The 17,333-nt window shown below is 48.0% G+C and carries 6 protein-coding genes and 2 tRNA genes; all 8 read left to right on the forward strand.

Annotated features, from left to right (window positions below; genetic code table 11):
* Positions 1–12 precede the first annotated feature (12 nt).
* On the forward strand, positions 13–1,683 hold the full coding sequence (locus AC0THY_RS06695; RefSeq protein ID WP_489993665.1) for an alpha-glucosidase: 1,671 nt from the start codon (positions 13–15) through the stop codon (positions 1,681–1,683).
* A gap of 563 nt (positions 1,684–2,246) precedes the next feature.
* A complete protein-coding gene (locus AC0THY_RS06700; protein WP_489993666.1) occupies positions 2,247–3,530 on the forward strand; it encodes a uroporphyrinogen decarboxylase/cobalamine-independent methonine synthase family protein in 1,284 nt (427 codons plus the stop codon).
* A gap of 25 nt (positions 3,531–3,555) precedes the next feature.
* Entirely contained in the window at positions 3,556–4,614 is a 1,059-nt protein-coding gene (locus tag AC0THY_RS06705) for a hypothetical protein (RefSeq protein WP_489993667.1), read from the forward strand.
* Positions 4,611–8,924 carry a leucine-rich repeat protein gene (locus AC0THY_RS06710; RefSeq protein WP_489993668.1) on the forward strand — a complete coding sequence of 1,438 codons (4,314 nt, stop codon included), beginning with the start codon at positions 4,611–4,613 and terminating at the stop codon, positions 8,922–8,924. Before AC0THY_RS06705 ends, AC0THY_RS06710 begins: the two co-directional genes overlap by 4 nt.
* Before the next feature lie 490 nt (positions 8,925–9,414).
* A tRNA-Glu gene (locus tag AC0THY_RS06715) sits at positions 9,415–9,486 on the forward strand.
* Between the two features lie 59 nt (positions 9,487–9,545).
* A tRNA-Cys gene (locus AC0THY_RS06720) sits at positions 9,546–9,616 on the forward strand.
* A gap of 296 nt (positions 9,617–9,912) precedes the next feature.
* Positions 9,913–10,281, forward strand: a complete 369-nt coding sequence (locus tag AC0THY_RS06725) for an ACT domain-containing protein (RefSeq protein ID WP_489993669.1) — start codon at positions 9,913–9,915, stop codon at positions 10,279–10,281.
* A 361-nt stretch (positions 10,282–10,642) separates the two neighbouring features.
* Positions 10,643–17,293, forward strand: a complete 6,651-nt coding sequence (locus AC0THY_RS06730) for a discoidin domain-containing protein (RefSeq protein WP_489993670.1) — start codon at positions 10,643–10,645, stop codon at positions 17,291–17,293.
* The last annotated feature ends 40 nt before the right edge of the window (positions 17,294–17,333 follow it).

Raw genomic sequence — 17,333 nt, forward strand, 5'->3', positions numbered from 1 at the left:
GGAGATTCGCACATGAAAAAGAAATGGTGGAATGAAAAAGTAGCGTATCAGATATATCCCAGAAGCTTTTATGACAGCAATGGGGACGGAATAGGGGATGTGAGGGGAATTGTGGAAAAGCTGGACTATCTGCAGAGTCTGGGGGTTGATCTGGTATGGATCAGCCCGATATATCAGTCTCCCATGAAGGACAATGGGTACGACATCTCGGACTACTACAGCATTGACCCTGTTTTCGGTACTTCCGGCGATATGGAGGAACTGCTGGTGAAAGCCGGGGAGAGAGATATCCGCATATTAATGGATTTGGTGGTAAACCATTGTTCCAGTGAGCATGAGTGGTTTCAAAAAGCACTGCAAAATCCAAAGGGTGAGTACGGGGACTACTTTATTATCAGGGAGGGCAGGGACGGCCAGGCGCCCAACAACTGGAGATCTATCTTTGGGGGAAGTGTGTGGGAACTTATTGAGGGGACCAACCTATACTATTATCATACCTTTGCTAAGGAGCAGCCTGACCTGAACTGGGAAAATCCAAGGCTTCGCCGGGAAATTTACAGCATGATGAACTGGTGGCTGCAAAAGGGGCTGGGGGGATTTAGGGTGGATGCCATCACCTATATCAAAAAAGACCCTTCTTACAGAAGCCTTCCCCCGGACGGGGCGGATGGCCTGGCTGACCTGGAGACAGTCTCCTCGAATTATCCCGGAATCGAAGTTTTTTTGAGGGAGATGCGCAGCAAAACATTTGATGTGTACGACGCATTTTCCGTTGCAGAGATGTCGGGGGTGGATGCAGAGAAGCTGGAGGAATATATTGGTCCGGATGGATTATTTTGCAGTATCTTTGACTTCAGCTATATGGAGCTGGATGTGGATGCATTTCAGTGGTTTCGTCCCCGAAAGGTGACAGCAAAACGGATCAAAGAGAGGCTGTTTGAGAGCCAGCAGATGGCCCAGGAAGCCGACAGCTTTCTGTCCGTGGTGCTGGAGAATCACGATCAGCCCAGGTCTCTGAGCAAGTGGTTTGGGGAGGAGGAGATCGGATATCTGAGCGCCACCATGCTGGCGGTTTTCAATCTGACTCTGAGGGGGATTCCCTTTATTTACCAGGGTGAGGAAATCGGAATGAGCAATACCCACTTTGATGATATTCACTGTTATGAGGATATTATGACCTGGGGGCAGTATGAGCGGGCCAAAAAGGAGGGGATTTCCCAGGAGGAGTGTCTGGATATGGCCAACCGCAGGAGCAGGGATCATGCGCGCACTCCCATGCAGTGGGAAGATAGCAAAAACGCAGGATTCTCCCCGAGTCTCCCCTGTTTTCCTGTTAATGAAAATTATCGGACAGTGAACGTAAGGGCGCAGGAGCAGGGCAGAAGTATACTAAATTTTTACCGTGAGATGATCCGTCTGAGAAAGTCCAAGGCTCTAAGAGATGTTCTGGTCTATGGAACTTTTGAACCGGAACTGGAGGAGGAAGAAAATGTGATTGCTTATAGGCGGAGCTTTGGAAGCCGGACCGTATGCGTCATGCTGAACTTTGTAAACAGGGAGCAGAAGGTAGCGGTTCCCGGAATACCCGGGGAAGTGTTTATCTCCAATTATGGAGGTACGAAAATTTACGCACCAGACTATATCCTGCGCCCTTTCGAAGCTGTTTTGTTTGGGATAGATTAAACTGGAATAAAAGAATGGGCAGGAACAACTAAATAAGAAATGTAACCAGGAAGCATGATATGGATTGACATATGGTGCTTCCTGTTTTTTATATCATAGAATTAGAGATAAGGCAGTCATGCTTATCTTTGGAAATATCGATACCAATGCAGATCATAGTAATGCTCCTTTGCAATGTATTGACACTGTATGGAGAACCCACAGAACTGCCTGCTATGTAGCCTCGTGCGAAATAAAACGTCATGCGTTATCTAACTGATTAACATTAAAGCAGACAACCGTGGTTAGAGCCTATGCTCAAACGTCAAAGCGTTAGGAAAGTTCAACTAATCCACAGTGTCTATAAACAGTATACTCATTCAAGAACAGAATGGGGAACTAATAATAATTTAACATACGAGGAAAGTCCTTCGGAATTCCCTATGATATAAAAAGCCCTCCGGGCGGGATTCTTTTTCAAGAAATCGGAGGAAATTTCGTTTGGGTTTTAACAATACAAAAAGCAATTTTTTGACATAAGACAGCAAGTTAATCAAATGATAAATAGTATAGAAAATTTTATAATGAAAAAAAAGACGGAGGTAAAGAAAGTGCGCAATTATGAGATCAGTTTTCATGACCGGAAGATTCTCAGAGAACTTGCCCGTAAGCAGTATGAGTATTCTCAGACAGAAAAGAATCAAAGGAGGATTAACGAGTGGTATGAGCACAATGATTTAAAAGGAAGACGCCCTATGATTCATTTGGAAATGGGGACATTTGCCAGTGAAATTATCCCTCAAAAACTTCGCTGCGAGGGAGAGCTTGCCAGGAGGACGGAAGAACAGTTATATTTGAACTTTCTAAATCAGGAGCTCTTTGACGATGATATGGTGACTCCGGATCGCTTTATCCTTTATTATGACACCTGGTTTACCCTGTTTGGCATCGAGATTCACAAAAAAGAGGCTAAGGAAGGAAGCGTTGGCCATGAGTTCAGTTCCGTAGTGGAGGATCTGGAGGAGGATTACGACAAGCTGGGGATAACCGACTTTGGCGTAGACTTGGAGACTACCCGGAAAAAGAAGCAAATGCTGGAGGAGACATTTGGGGACATCCTGCCCGTAGAAGTCAAGATGGACAGCCTGCACTCAGTTCCCACGCAGATGATTATCCATTTTATGAAAATGGAAAATATGATGTACAACATTTATGACTATCCCGAACTTTTTAAGAAAATGATGGATCGGATCGCAGAGGATACCATAGCTTACTTTGATTTCCTGGAAGGGCAGAATCTGATATTTCCCACTGCCGACCATGTAAGGCTGAGACAGGGGAGCCTTTGCTATACCCATGACCTTCCGGGAGAGGAAGTCCGCGCTGGGCGTTCCTTTAAGACAAACGACGTGTGGGGCTTTATGGATTCACAGGAAACGGTGGGACTTTCGCCTGCAATGTTTGAGGAGTTTATTTTTCCATGCTACCAGCGGATAGCCAGCCGCTTCGGACTCCTCTCTTATGGGTGCTGCGAACCGGTAGATCCTGTGTGGGAGAGCTGTATTTCAAAGCTTACAAACTTAAGAAAAGTGTCTATTTCTCCATGGTGCAAGGAGGAGACCATGGGAGAACGGCTGAGAGGCAGTAATATTATTTTTCACAGGAAGCCGTCCCCCAATTTTCTGGGAGTAGGTACCGTGCTGGATGAGGAGGAGTTTAGAAAGACCCTCAGAGCAACCCTTCACGCGGCTAGAGGATGCAAATTGGAAATCACCCAGAGGGATGTGTACACTATAAACCACGATATCCCAAAAGCAAAGAGGTATGTGGACATTATAAAAGAAGAAATAGAAACGCATTGGCAGTAGATAAGGAGCTGGAGGGGGTGCTTCTATGAAAAATGTGAAAAAGAGAATTTTGGCTGCAGTGGTATTGATTGGGATATCTGTGATGATTGGATACGGAAGCCAGGGAAAAAATGGATTTGAAGAAAATGAAATTGTAAAGATTAATGGTTTGCCGGTCTGCCGGGAGGAGTTTTCTCTGGTCATGGAAGAAAACCGACTCCAGTATGAACGGGAACTGGCTGAGGAGTTTCAGATACCCCAGGACATAGAAGCAGAGCAGTATTTTTCCGGAGAAGATGATTACTGGAGAAAAATAGTGGACAAAAACGTAGAGAAACTCTGCCGTATTAAAGTACAGCAAAAGCTGGCCCAGGACAGGGGATTGGCGGAGGTTTTTAAATGGGAGGTATTTTTAAAACAGTTGGAAGAAGAGAACATCCTGAGGGAAGAAAAAGTAAAAAACGGGGAGGTTATCTACGGATTAACGAACTTTGGCAAAGAAGAGTTTTATACATATCAAGTCGATGCCATGGTCAATAAATTAAGAAATGACATTTTACAGGAAAAAGGGGGTGAGATCACCAAAGAAGAAATTTTGAAATACTATCAGCAGCAGGAACTTCCGCTTTCCCTTGAGGGAGAAAGGTATGTCTATACAATGTGCGAGGTGACAGAGCTGATGGATGAAAAGAATGGGGATACCGTTAATGTTTTGGGTGTGTTGGCAGAAAAGCTGAGGAAAGGGACCAGACAGGATCAGAAGTATTTAGATACAGACGGAACGAAATACAGGCTTGAAACCAGAGAGATGAATCAGGGCGAACTGAGGGAACTGGTTCGGTCAGACTTAAACGGAGAAGCTATATTGATACTTTCGGAAGGCCAGGTAAGTGAGCCTGTGATGCTGGAAGGAAAGTATTGGCTTGTGCGCTACGAGGGCTTGAGAAAAGCGGATATCCTCTCTGAGTCAGACCAAATGGCTGTAAAAAACATAATGCTGGATGATAGGTTTAATAACTTTATTGAGCAGCAGGCAGAAGAAGCAGTAGTAGAGATTAACGAAGAGGGTTTATACGATTTTATTAGTGAGGAGGAAAGAAAATGAAGTGGAAAAAAAAAATGTCACTTATTCTGGCCGTGTCCATGACGGTTCCTGGCATTATCGGAGGGCTTGGCAAAATGCCCGTACAGGCGGCAGAAGAGAAGGTTAATGAGGCAGAACGGGAGAGCTACAATCTGGCGCTTGACTTTGCAGGGGGAATCCAGGGACCGGCCTGGTATCATGAATATCAGTTTACCAGTGGAAACGACAAAGGAAAACGAATGCAATATGAAGAGTGGATAGAGGATTGGAACTGTTTTATCGCGCTGGAAGGCGTCCTGACATCCGGCATGGAAAATGGCATGGGATTGATTGCACCGGCCCCAACGGCAGATTCCCTCGCTGTGTGGGAAGCGCCAAGAGACGGAGTGGTGGAAGTCTCCATGGCCCACCAGGCTTATCTGAGAAGACAATATCAGACTTCCGGAAATGTAGGGGTGTATATCGAGAAAAACGGAAAAAAAATATATCCCGCGTCAGGTGAAATACTGCTGCAGGCTCAAAGTAAAATGTATTTATACCCCATTCCTGTGCAGGTCCGGACTGGCGACCGGATAGCTGTGGGACTGACCTCGAAAAAGAATTTAACCGACGCCTCTGTATACATTACGCCCGTCATCTCCTATGTAGAAAAAGAGGCGGTGGAAAAAGAGAATGCAGCTGTGGGAGCAAATGTAACCGCTAGCTCTACAGCAGACGGATATTCGGTAAATGGTCTGACGGACTATATTCTGAGTGAACAGCATCAACAGTATGAATGGAAGGCGAAGACGGCAGAACAGGAGTGGTTAGACTTTGGGTTTGAAAGCTCTAAAGTAAGCGATATTGTACTTGTGGATGGCAGCGGGGGAGCATACACAGGAAATATCAGGTGCACGTTCAGCGATGGAACAGCGGTCGAATTTGCGTCTGAGCAGGCGGCAGCGAAGGAGGGAATCCGTACATTCTCACTGGAGGCTCCGGTATCTGCATCCTCTGTCAAGATTGAGTTTATCAACACAGATGGCGGCATTCCTGTCCTGGGAGATATCCAAATTCTTACCGTGAGGAGGGAACAGGGCGAAGAACCAGGGGGAGAGGCAGCAGAGCCAGGCATATATTATGTAGACAGCGCAGCAGGATCTGACAGCAATGACGGAAAAAGCGAGGATGGGGCCTGGGCAACTCTTGATAAGGTCAATTCCATGCAGTTTGCACCGGGAACAAAAATTCTCTTTAAAGCAGGAACTACTTATAAAGGCGCCTTAGTGCTGCAGGGAAGTGGTACAGAGGAAGCGCCCATCATCGTGGATATGTATGGGGAAGGCCCAAAGCCCCATATTGAAGGCGAAGGAAAAGTACGCCACACCGTACACTTAAAGAATGTAAATCATGTGACTGTGAGAAACCTGGAAGTATCCAACAATGCTGCCCAGCGTCAGCTTCTCAGCGGAGTGTTTGTGGAGGCCAGCGGGTGCGGTGTAATGGAAGATGTTCATTTAGACAGCCTGGATGTGCATGATGTCTATGGAACGCTGGATGAAAAGACTCTGCCAAACGGCGGGATTTACTACGAAGTAACGGATGAGAGCGACGACACGAGATTTAACAATATCTCTGTGCAGAACTGTACTGTAAAGAGAGTCAGCCGTACAGGTATCTCTGTTGGAATGACTGAGTCATACGAGCTCTGGGACGGACACGGCGGAATCATTCCGGACGAAGTGAAGGAAAAATACGGACATACCAACGTGGTAATCCGAAACAATTATGTGGAAGAAGCGGGTGGGGATGCCATTGTACCCATGTTCAGCATTTCACCGCTGATCGAGTACAACATTAGCAACAAAGCCAGTGTGAACACCAAAGACCAGTGGACCATGTACAATGCGGCCATCTGGCCGTGGAGATGCGAGGACGCTGTCTTCCAGTTTAATGAAGCTTACGACACTTACGAAAACGGAGATGGTCAGGCCTACGACTGTGACTGGAGCCGTCACACCACTTACCAGTATAACTACAGCCACAACAATAAAGGTGGATTTATACTGGTGTGCCAGAACGAGGCCCTGGACAGCGTGATCCGTTACAATGTCAGCCAGAATGATGAGGACAGTCTGTTCCTGATGTCCAACCCGGACAATGCAGATGTGTACAATAATACCTTCTATATTGGGCCAAATCTGAAAAAAGTAGTAGATTCAAACGGAAAGGCTACGCTGAAAAACAACATTTTCTACTGTCCGGAAGGCATCGAGCTTCCGAACAACAATTGGGGAAGTGGATTTACCTATGACACCAACCTGTTTTACGGATTTGACACTACACCGAATGACCCGAATAAAATTTTGGCAGATCCTATGTTCGCAGACCCGGGCAAAGGAGGAACCGGTACAGAACCCGGCAAGCCTGCCCTTGATTCACTGGGCGGATACGCCCTGCAGGAGGATTCGCCTGCTATCAATGCAGGCATCCGTATCCCGGACAACGGAGGACGCGATTTCGCGGGAAATCCTGTGGGAGAGACAAAGCCGGACCTGGGAGCCTTTGAATCAGACGTGGAAGAACTCATGACTCTGAAAGAAGAAGAGATCCTGGTGACGGATGCGGGAGCGGTAACAAAAGTAGAAACCATAGTGAAAGAAGGCGCGGAATTGGAGGGCGGCATCACTTATACGTCTTCGGACGAGAACGTAGCCGCAGCAGACGAGACAGGACGTATAACGTTCTATGGATACGGAACCGCTGTAATTAACGTCTCTGCACGCATTAATGGGAAGGAAGTATCCCTGAAATGCAGAGTGATACTCAAGGAAAGCGATTATGAGAGCTTCAGCGGACAGTTTGAAAACGCTTATGCAAATACACAGGATGTGCAGAATCCAGTCAGCTGTCTTATTGATGGAGATTTATCTTCCTTCTGGCATACACAGTGGAATGGCAGCGGATTTGAGTTAACGCAGGAGAATCCAGCTATTTTAACACTGAAGTTAAGAGATGATGCTAAGGCACACAATGGATTTCGGTTCCTGCAAAGGCCATCCAATGTAAATGGACTTGTACAAAAATTTAAATATGTGGTAGGAAATACATTTGACGAAGCGCTCAACCAGATTACCGATGGGGTAGAGAGTCCGGAGATCATGGTAGCGAACCCTGCAAACGGCAGCTGGGTCAATGTGGATCTTCCGGAAGGAATGGACGGGAAATACATTCAGATCCAAATACTGCAGGGGGAAGGAGAGTTTGGAGCTGTTGCGGAGGTGGAAACCTATAACCAGATTCGGTATGCGACAGCAGAAAACAACTTGATTCTTGCCCAGAATAAGCTGGAAAAGACAGAAAAAGAGTTGAAAGAGGCGCTTCAGACAGTAGAAAAATTGAAAGAAGAGGCATCTGGAAACGCAGAGCAAATAGAAGCCCTTCAAAAGGCTGTGAAGCAGGCAGAGGAAGCAGCCCAGAAAGCAGAGAAAGCCAGGGACGAGCTGCAGAAAGCCTTAGACAAGGTGCAAGCAGAAAAAGATGAAGCGGAGGCTGAGCTAGAAAAAGCTAAGGCAGAAGCAGAAAAAGCCAAAGTAGAGGCAGAAAAAGCAAAAGCAGAAGCAGATAAAGCGAAAGCGGAGGCGGAGAAAGCAGAAGCGGAGGCAAAAAAGGCAGAAGCTGAGGCTAAGAAAGCCAGGGAAGAACTGGAAAAAGCCAAGACAGAAGCGGATATAGCCCGGACAGAAGTGGAAAAGGCACAAGCAGAGGCTGAAAAAACCGAAGCAGAGGCAGAGAAAGCCAGAGCGGAGGCAGACAAAGCCAAGGCAGAGGCAGACAGGGCCAACACGGAGGAAAAGAAAGCCTGGGCAGAAGCAGAACGGCTGAAAAAGGAGCTGGAAGAGGTCAAAAAAGAACTGGAGCTGCAGAAGGAACTGAAGAAAGGTGACAGCGTCACATATAAGAATGTGGTGTATAAGGTTACAGATCCCTCTAAAAAGACGGTGGCTGCAGTGAAGGGAAATGATGTCTCTGCAATTACCATTGCAAAATCGGTTAAGATAAAAGGCATAACGTGTACAGTCACTAAGATTGCAGACAAGGCGTTTATGAACGCAAAGAAGCTTTCCAGGGTTACGATCGGTGAAAATGTCACAACCATTGGAAAACAGGCATTCTATGGCGCAAGAAAGCTCAAGAGCATAAATATCAGAACCAGGAAGTTAACAACAGTAGGAAAGAGTGCGTTTGCTAAGATTGGGAAAAAAGCAAAGATCTCTGTTCCGAAATCCAAAAAGGCAAAGTACAGTAAACAGCTTAAGGGAAAGACTTCTTTGGATGCCAGGATAAAATAATGGTAAAATTATGGGAACGTATCAAAATGGTACGTTCCCGTTGCATTTATTTCAAGGTAACTGTTCAGACAGGTCATTACCACCCGGACGTCACCCGGGCGTTGGCAGCTCTCACGCAAACACGTGCAACGCTCTGGGGAACTAACCGTTAACTGCAACTAGGACGCTCAGGAAAGCCTTTGCGTCCAAGTTTCCGTAAACGGTGGATTTCCCCGCCGCTAAAAACGCACGTAAATTGTTTGCTTTGAGAGCTGCCAACGCCCGGTTGACTGTATTCTGGAACCTAGAGATTTCCCAAAGATTGTTAGAAAATCGCCTGAGCGGCACCATCTCCCGTCTACGGGAAACAGCTTCCTCTTCAGCCTATAACGGACCGGACCCGTCTGAACTGTTACATTTCAAGAATCCAGAAAGCCAATAATTAAAAAATGTCTTGCAATTATACCTATCATGTGATAATATAATAAGCGTCGCTGTAAAAGGCGAACGCGGCTCCTTGGTCAAGCGGTTAAGACATCGCCCTTTCACGGCGGTAACACGGGTTCGATTCCCGTAGGAGTCATTTCTAATATTTTAGTATTGACAAATGCTAGGATGTTTGATAAAATATAAAAGCTGTATGGCGACATAGCCAAGTGGTAAGGCGTGGGACTGCAACTCCCTGATCACCAGTTCAAATCTGGTTGTCGCCTCTTAAAAGCCCAGGAATTTAACATTCCCAGGGCTTTTTTTATATCATAGGAAAGTCCTTCGGAATTCCCTATGATATAAAAAGCCCTCCGGGCGGGATCGCACTGCGGCGGAGTGGAAGATGGCTGCCGGGGCAGCCCCGCCGCAGGCGGAGAATCCTGCGCGCCGGATTCTTTTTATTATATTTACCCAATAACAAATAGGCGCGGACAGCAGAATTACTGTAAATATATCTATGCAGAAAAACGGTTGCTGGAGGTTTGCATATATGCATCCCTTAGAAAGGAGAGGCGTTAAGATGAATCTGATGAAAATACCACATAAATTTTCTATATGCAAAGTAAAGGACACCGCTGGGATAGACCTAAGCAGGGACTTCTGCTTTGTGGGAAAGACAGACGAGGAGATCTCACTGGTGTGTATCACAGAGGATGTCCCGGAGTTTGTGCTGGAGCGGCAGGACGGATGGAGGGCATTTCGTATACAGGGAGTCCTGGATTTTTCTCTGATTGGCATCTTGTCTGAGATTTCAACCCTGCTGGCCCGGAACCAAATTGGCATTTTTGCGGTGTCCACCTATAATACGGACTATATTTTTGTGAAAGAGGAGCATTACCGCAAGGCAATAGATGCCCTTGTGGAAACAGGACACAGGATTTCTGTATAGGTGCAGGTAGAGATTATTATTTTAACGTAACTGTTCAGTACCTTCACAGTTACATGCAAAAATCCATTTAAATCACCTGCGGTGATGGGATTTTTGCACTCCTGAATCATTTTCTCACGGTCAGCGCAGTAAATGCGCAGACCTGCTGAATAGTTACATTTTAACTTGATAAGTGAGGTTTCTCCCACCTTTATAGGCCAATATACGCATCGATGTAGTTGTTCTCTGTTTAATTACTGAGCGTGTATTGAAACAAGTCAAAAAAGTCCACATAAGAGTCCTGAAATGTGCATTTTGATCCCCCGCAGCAGCAGATTATAATGATTCCGTAAGATAAAATAAAACGGAACGGGGGAAAGAGATGAAAAGAACAAAAAAAGGATTGTTTAGAGGTATGGCGGGTGTACTGTGTGCCTCCATGCTGATCTCAACAGGAACGCCGGCCATGCAGGTACGGGCAGTTGAGGCAGGAGATGCGGAATGGGAAAAAATATCAGGCATCATGGACACCTTTGCGGACAAAGCAGTCTGGACGGATACAAAATATTCCAATGCCATTTCCCAGAGAATGCCCAGCACAGCGATTCTGGGAAACGGAGACATCGGGGCCACCTCCTATGGAAATGCGACGGAGAAGACCTGGCTGCTCTCATCCAATAATTTTTGGACGGACAATTCGCTTTACTTTGGCTATGTGGGCAGATCGCCCCAGATCATTACCGGGGGTGGCCTCACCATATCGCCCACAGAGAGCCAGCATCCATACAACCTGGCATACAATGCCAAGGCTACTGCCAGCTCACAGGCCAGGGATCACGGGGCATCGCTGACCACAGGCGGATTGTATGTGAAGAATATCAACGGTGACGGTAAGAATTTTACCGGATGGGAGGCAGAGGACAGTGAAATGCCCCAGTGGGTGTTCTATGACTTCACCTTTGCACAAAAGCTGGACCGTATCGTGGTGCGTCATGACAATTATACCTCAAAGGCGGGGACAGAGCGAAATACCAGAGACTTTGAGATTCAGACTCTGAAACCGGGCGTGAAGCCGGAGGAGGCCGCAGAGGGAGACTGGATTACTCTGGAAAAAGTGCAGGGTAACGAGCAGGACAGTACCCAGATTAAACTGTCAGGGCCACAGGAGATCCGCTATCTGCGCCTCTACATTACCAAGGCCACGGCTGAGGGTGAGGATGGAATTGCCAGGATCAGCCAAATAGAGGCCTACTATCAAAACGATGATTATAACATGCCAATCACAGACAACAAAGGGTCAGAGCATCCCTACAACAAGGTTTACGAGATGCCCGTCTATGCCAGCAGCCAGACAGTGGGACATGAAGCCGGAAAAGCGGTGGGAGGTCTTAAGCAGGCGGAGGGCTGGGTGTCGGAGGTTGGACAGGAACAGTACCTTGTGGTGGATTTAAAGACAGCTACCAAATTTAACCGGTGGCAGGTAAAGCATGACAACTATACCTCTAAAAAAGGAAAAAGCCGCAATACCGTGGATTTTGCGCTGCAGATCAGCAGTGATGGAACAAACTGGGTGACCGTGGATTCCGTAAAGGGCAACCAGGAGGATGTCACGGACAGAAAGCTGCTTTATGACCACACTGCCCGTTATCTGCGTTTGCATATTTCCAAGCCCTCCCAGGAGGACAGCAGTATGGCAAGGGCCAGAATCAGCCAGCTTGAGATCTACAGGGATGACAATTACGCCCTCAGCTATGCAACCTTGGATCAGGGTGCGTCTGCCGGTGCATCCAGCGTCATGAATGAGGAGCGGTCTGCGGACAATATGATCAATGACAACTGGTTTACCAGCGGCAACGGAGGAAATGACTATTGCGGATGGGTGAGCGGTACCACCAGCCCCCACTGGGCCAAGATCGATTTGGGGAAGGAGCGCACATTCGATGAGCTGGCGATTCTGCATACAGGGCTTCAGGCTCAGACGGATGATCTGACTGCAACCAGTAACCCCAATTCTTCCGGGTATAAAAAGTTTACTACAAAAGACTATACCATCCAGGTCAGCTGCGACGGAGAAAATTGGGAGATATTGGATACCATCACCGGAAACAGTGAAAGTATCTATGATAAAAAGCTGTCCGGACCGGTCACAGCCAGATATATCCGTATTAATATCTCAAAGGCAGAACAGGCCAGTAACTCAAGGGCGCGGATCTTAAAGGTGTACGTATACAGCAATCAGGAAAATCCGTTGTTCTCCATGCCTCTGGAGTTTGAGCCTGAGGAGCCAAATCCGGATGAGGGGAAAAAGCCTGTTGCACCTGAGGAGGCGCAGTACAACCTGGCCTATCTGGCGGATGTTACGGCCAGCTCTCAGACACAGGATGGTCCGGCAGCGGCGGCGGTTTCAGGGGCATTCCAGTATATGGATGAGTCCAAGGAACAGGTTTTTGAAGGCTGGGTGTCAGAGCCGGGACAGGAACAGTACCTCCAGCTGAATTTTGAGAACACGGTTCAGTTTAACCGCTGGCATGTTAAACACAACAATGCCACCACAAAGGCAGGAGAGATTTACAATACAAAGGATTTCAGGCTGGAAATCAGCAGAAACGGAAGTGACTGGATTCCCATTGACCGTGTCGAGGACAATCAGGCAGACGTTACAGACCGCAGGATGCTCTATCCGGTCAGCGCAAAGGCCGTGCGCCTTTGTATCACCAGGGCATCCGGGGAAGCAGACAGCGAGGCCAGAGCCCGGATCAGTCAGCTCGAGCTGTATTTGGACGAGGATTTTCAAAATAGTTATGCGGTGGAAGGAAAGGGCGCCTCTGTGGAGGTATCCTCAGATCCATATTCCACCAAAGAGTGTTTGATTTCAGATAATTTTATAAAACCAGATAAGAACAATATTAATGACTATAATGGGTGGATCAGCCTGCACGCGGCAATGCCTCAGTGGGCAGCCGTAAATCTGGGGCAGGTGAGAACCATCGATGAGGTGGGCATTCTCTTAGCAGGTGCGGAAGGGCTTGTCCAGGATCTTAAAGCGGGCGGCGCGGTGAATGCGGACAACAGCAAGTATACGGATGAAGAGGGAAATGTGGGGTACCGCAGATTCAAGGCTAAGAAATTCACCGTATCTGTGAGCAGGGACGGAACCGACTGGGAGACGGTAGGTGACTACACAGACAACCGGGATGGGCAGGTCTCTATCAAGCTTTTGCAGCCCATGGAAGCACAGTACATTAAGGTTCATGTGACCCAGGGGCAGCAGACTCCAGCAAGTGACCAGAGGGCCAGAATCGCAAAGATATACGCATTCAACAGCGCAAAAACCCCGAATGTGTGTATGCCGGTGGAGGAGTTTCCTGTTTACAGTGAGAATACACAGGAGGCTTTGGAAACGGATGCGGAGAACGACCAGGCAGTGTCAGCAAGTGCGCCTGTTCCGGAGACATCTGGAGTACAGACAAGAGCCATGGCAGCCACCGCATTTCGGGAAGAGATGGATATTTCTAAAGCCCAGGTGCGCACCACCATGGATATGGGAGAGGTGCCGGTACAGATGGAGAACTGGCTGTCTGCAGAGGAAAATCTGATGATTACCACCATCACCTCCAATGGAGATCAGGACCAAACCATTGACATCAGTCCATGGGGGAAAAATACGCTCACAAAGACAACCACAGACGCCAATGTACTGAGCAAGCCCAGTACCCTGGCCCAGTCCGGAGTCTTAGGTGAAGCGGTGTGGGCTACCAGAAAATCAAATGTGGAAGATGAGATCCAGAAGAAGAGCGATGGAACACAGAGTGTAAAAGCTGCAGAGTGGATGAGCGAATTTGCCATTGCAACAAAGGTGCTGGGAGGGGAAAACGCCAAGTACGGCGCCCAGGACAATGCTGGCGTAATCCGTGTAAACATTCCGGCAGGGGAGACGGTGACCGTGGTTACGGCCATAGACTGTGCGCCCAATCAGAAGACGGAGGCTCCGGATGGAGAAAAAGGGCTGGCTGTGAAGCAGGCCATGGAAATATTAGATCAGATTCAGAATATCAAAGACGTGGAGAAGCTCAAGGAGAATCATGAAAAGTGGTGGCAGGATTACTATAAGCTGTCCTACGCGGATCTAGGGGATACCAGCCTGAACAGGCTTTATTACGGTTCCCAGTATATTTTTGGATGCTGTACCAGAGCGGGTGAACAGGCTCCCGGTTTATACGGTGTGTGGACCACCACAGACAACAGCGGATGGCAGGGGGACTATCATCTGAACTACAATTTCCAGTCTCCCTACTACGGCTCTTATTCCAGCAACCGGTTAAAGGAATTTTCACAGCCCATGTTTGACGTGTTTATTGAGTACATGGATTCCGGTTTGGAACGCGCGGCGAATCCCGAGCACCTAAAGAGCATCAGCAGTTGGTATTACGGTACAAGGGAAGAGGAGTTCCAGAACGGGTTTACCGATGCACTTTTGTATCCCGTGGGACTGAAGCCCTACAAGACGACTGCCGATGGCGCATCCTACCTGAATCAGACCATTAATGCACTGTTCTGCGCATCACAGATCTGTGCCTACTACAACTACACCCTGGACCGGGAGTGGCTGATGACAAAACAGGCATCTGCATCCGGCAATATGTATTCGCCCTATGACTTCCTGGTAAAGACAGCTAATTTCTATGAACAGTGGGTGGAAAAGCGCGGCGCAAGAGTAGATCAGGAGTATATAAAAGACAATCCCTGCTCCGATGCGGGAGGACAGTCCCAGACTACAAAGTATACGGCCAACTATGCGAAATATCCTGAGTACGATGGAAACGGCGACTATGTGTATGTACTGTTTGACGGTTCCCACGAGGGCTCTTTTGAGTTTAATCCCAACGTGACTGTGGGTAACCTTAAGAATCTGCTGGATACGCTGGTATCCATTGGGAAAGACGCAGCTCCCACAGGAGAGAAGTATGCAGTGTGGGAGGATATTGCCGCACATCTCCCGGGAATGGAGGCATCCATCTATGAGTACCAGGGATTTAATGCAAACTCCATTAAAAATTCTAAGTATTTGGGCAAAGAAATCTTTGGTTTATCTGAAGACCGGAAAATACGCCCCATCTCCGCAACCGTGAATATGGAAAGTGTACATCCCGGAGAACAGCTGGGATTTGACTCAGACCCCTATCTTTTAGAGGTAGCCAGAAACACAGTGGATGTGTGTGGAAACGATGGCTACTCCTACGGCAGCGCGGGCTGGAACATGGTGAATAATACACCTAAAATCTTTACACACGCTGCAAGGGTGCGATACGATGCAGCAACTCTGATCAGCAAGATCAAGCAGTTTGTAGTTAACAAGATGGCAGGGAATTATTATGTAAAAGACAACACCCATGGATGGGAAAAAGTGGGCGTTTCGGAGGCGCTCAATGACATGATGGTTTTTTCCCACAACGGCTTTATCAAAGTATTCCCCACATGGAATAGCAGCGACGCCTCCTTTAAAGACATCCGTGTAAAGGGAGCAATGCTGGTTTCCTCAGAAATGAGGGACGGCCAGGTGGCTGACATCCGTATCACCAGTGAGACAGATGGGGATGCCAGGGTAGTGATCCCCTGGGAGCAGGCTTTTGTGGCGGATAAGAATGGCCTTTTGGTATCCTCCGTGTATGGACAGACTGAGAATTCCGGGGAGAAGACCATTGAGTTCTCTGTAGAAGAGGGGGAGACCTATACCGTCAAACCACTTGGAAACAGCAGTGAGGAGTTCCTGGAACTTCTGGAAAATATGTTAAAGGCCGCAGAGGATGCCAAGAAAGCGGCAGAAGATGCATGGGAAAACGCAGAGGAAGAACGCAGGGCAGCCGAGGAGGCTGCGGAGGCAGCCGGAGAAGACCGCCAGAAGGCCGAAGAGGCCAGGGCTGCAGCAGAGAAGGCCAGGGAGGCAGCGGATGCTGCAAAGAGAGCAGCGGAAGAGTCTCAAAAGGCGGTGGAAAAACTAAAGACCGAGATCCAGGAGGAGCGAAAGGCCGCGGAGGAGGCTTGGAAGAAGGCGGAGGAAGAGCGCCGGAAAGCAGAAGAGGAAGCCAAAAGGGCGGAAGAAGAACGTCTAAAAGCAGAAGCGGAAGCCAAGAAGGCAGAAGAAGAACGTCTAAAAGCGGAAGCGGAGGCCAAGAAAGCAGAGGAAGAGCGTCAGAGGGCAGAAGCAGAGGCTAAGAAGGCGGAGGAAGAGCGTCAGAAAGCGGAAGCGGAGGCTAAAAAAGCGGAGGAAGAGCGCCAGAGAGCGGAAGCAGAGGCCAGGAAAGCGGAGGAAGAGCGCCAGAGAGCGGAAGCAGAGGCTAAGAAGGCGGAGGAAGAGCGCCAGAAAGCGGAGGATGCGTGGAAGAAAGCGGAAGAAGAGCGTCAGTCAGCAGCAGAGGAGGCCAAAAGAGCGGAAGAAAGCCGTCGTTTTGCAGAGGAAGAGGCTAAGAAGGCGGAAAAAGACAGAAAAGCAGTAGAAGAAGCGCAGAAGCAGGTAGAGGAAGCTCTGAAAGCAGTACGGGAAGCACAAAAGGCTGTGGAAGAGGCTCAGAAACAGAATCCAAATCCCACCGCTCTTGTGCAGGGTAAGACCTATACGGCAGGCATCTTTAAGTACAAAGTGGAAAGCAGCAGAGCAGGGAGCACGGAGGTATCTCTTTCTGGAACCATGAATAAAAAGCTTAAAAACGCTGCGATTCCGTCTGAGGTCAAGATAAAAGGCATCACCTGCAAGGTCACGGAGATTGGACCAAGAGCGCTGAAGGGGCAGAAGCAGCTGAAGAGAGTGAGCATTGGAAGCAATATAGTGAAAATTGGAAAACGTGCCTTTGAGGGGGACACCAAGCTTACGAGCATCATCATCAAGACAAAACAGCTGAAGACCGTGGAAAGCCAGGCATTTAAGGATATTTCTTCAAAGGCAGTGATCCGGATACCAAAAGCACGGAAAAAGGCTTACACAAAACTGCTGAAAAATAGAGGGCAAAAGAAGAGCGTTAAAATCAAAACAAAGTAAAAAGCGCACTCCAAAACAGCATACAAAAAACAGCCGGGGC

The sequence above is a fragment of the Ruminococcus sp. 8Y-12 genome (assembly GCF_058119865.1).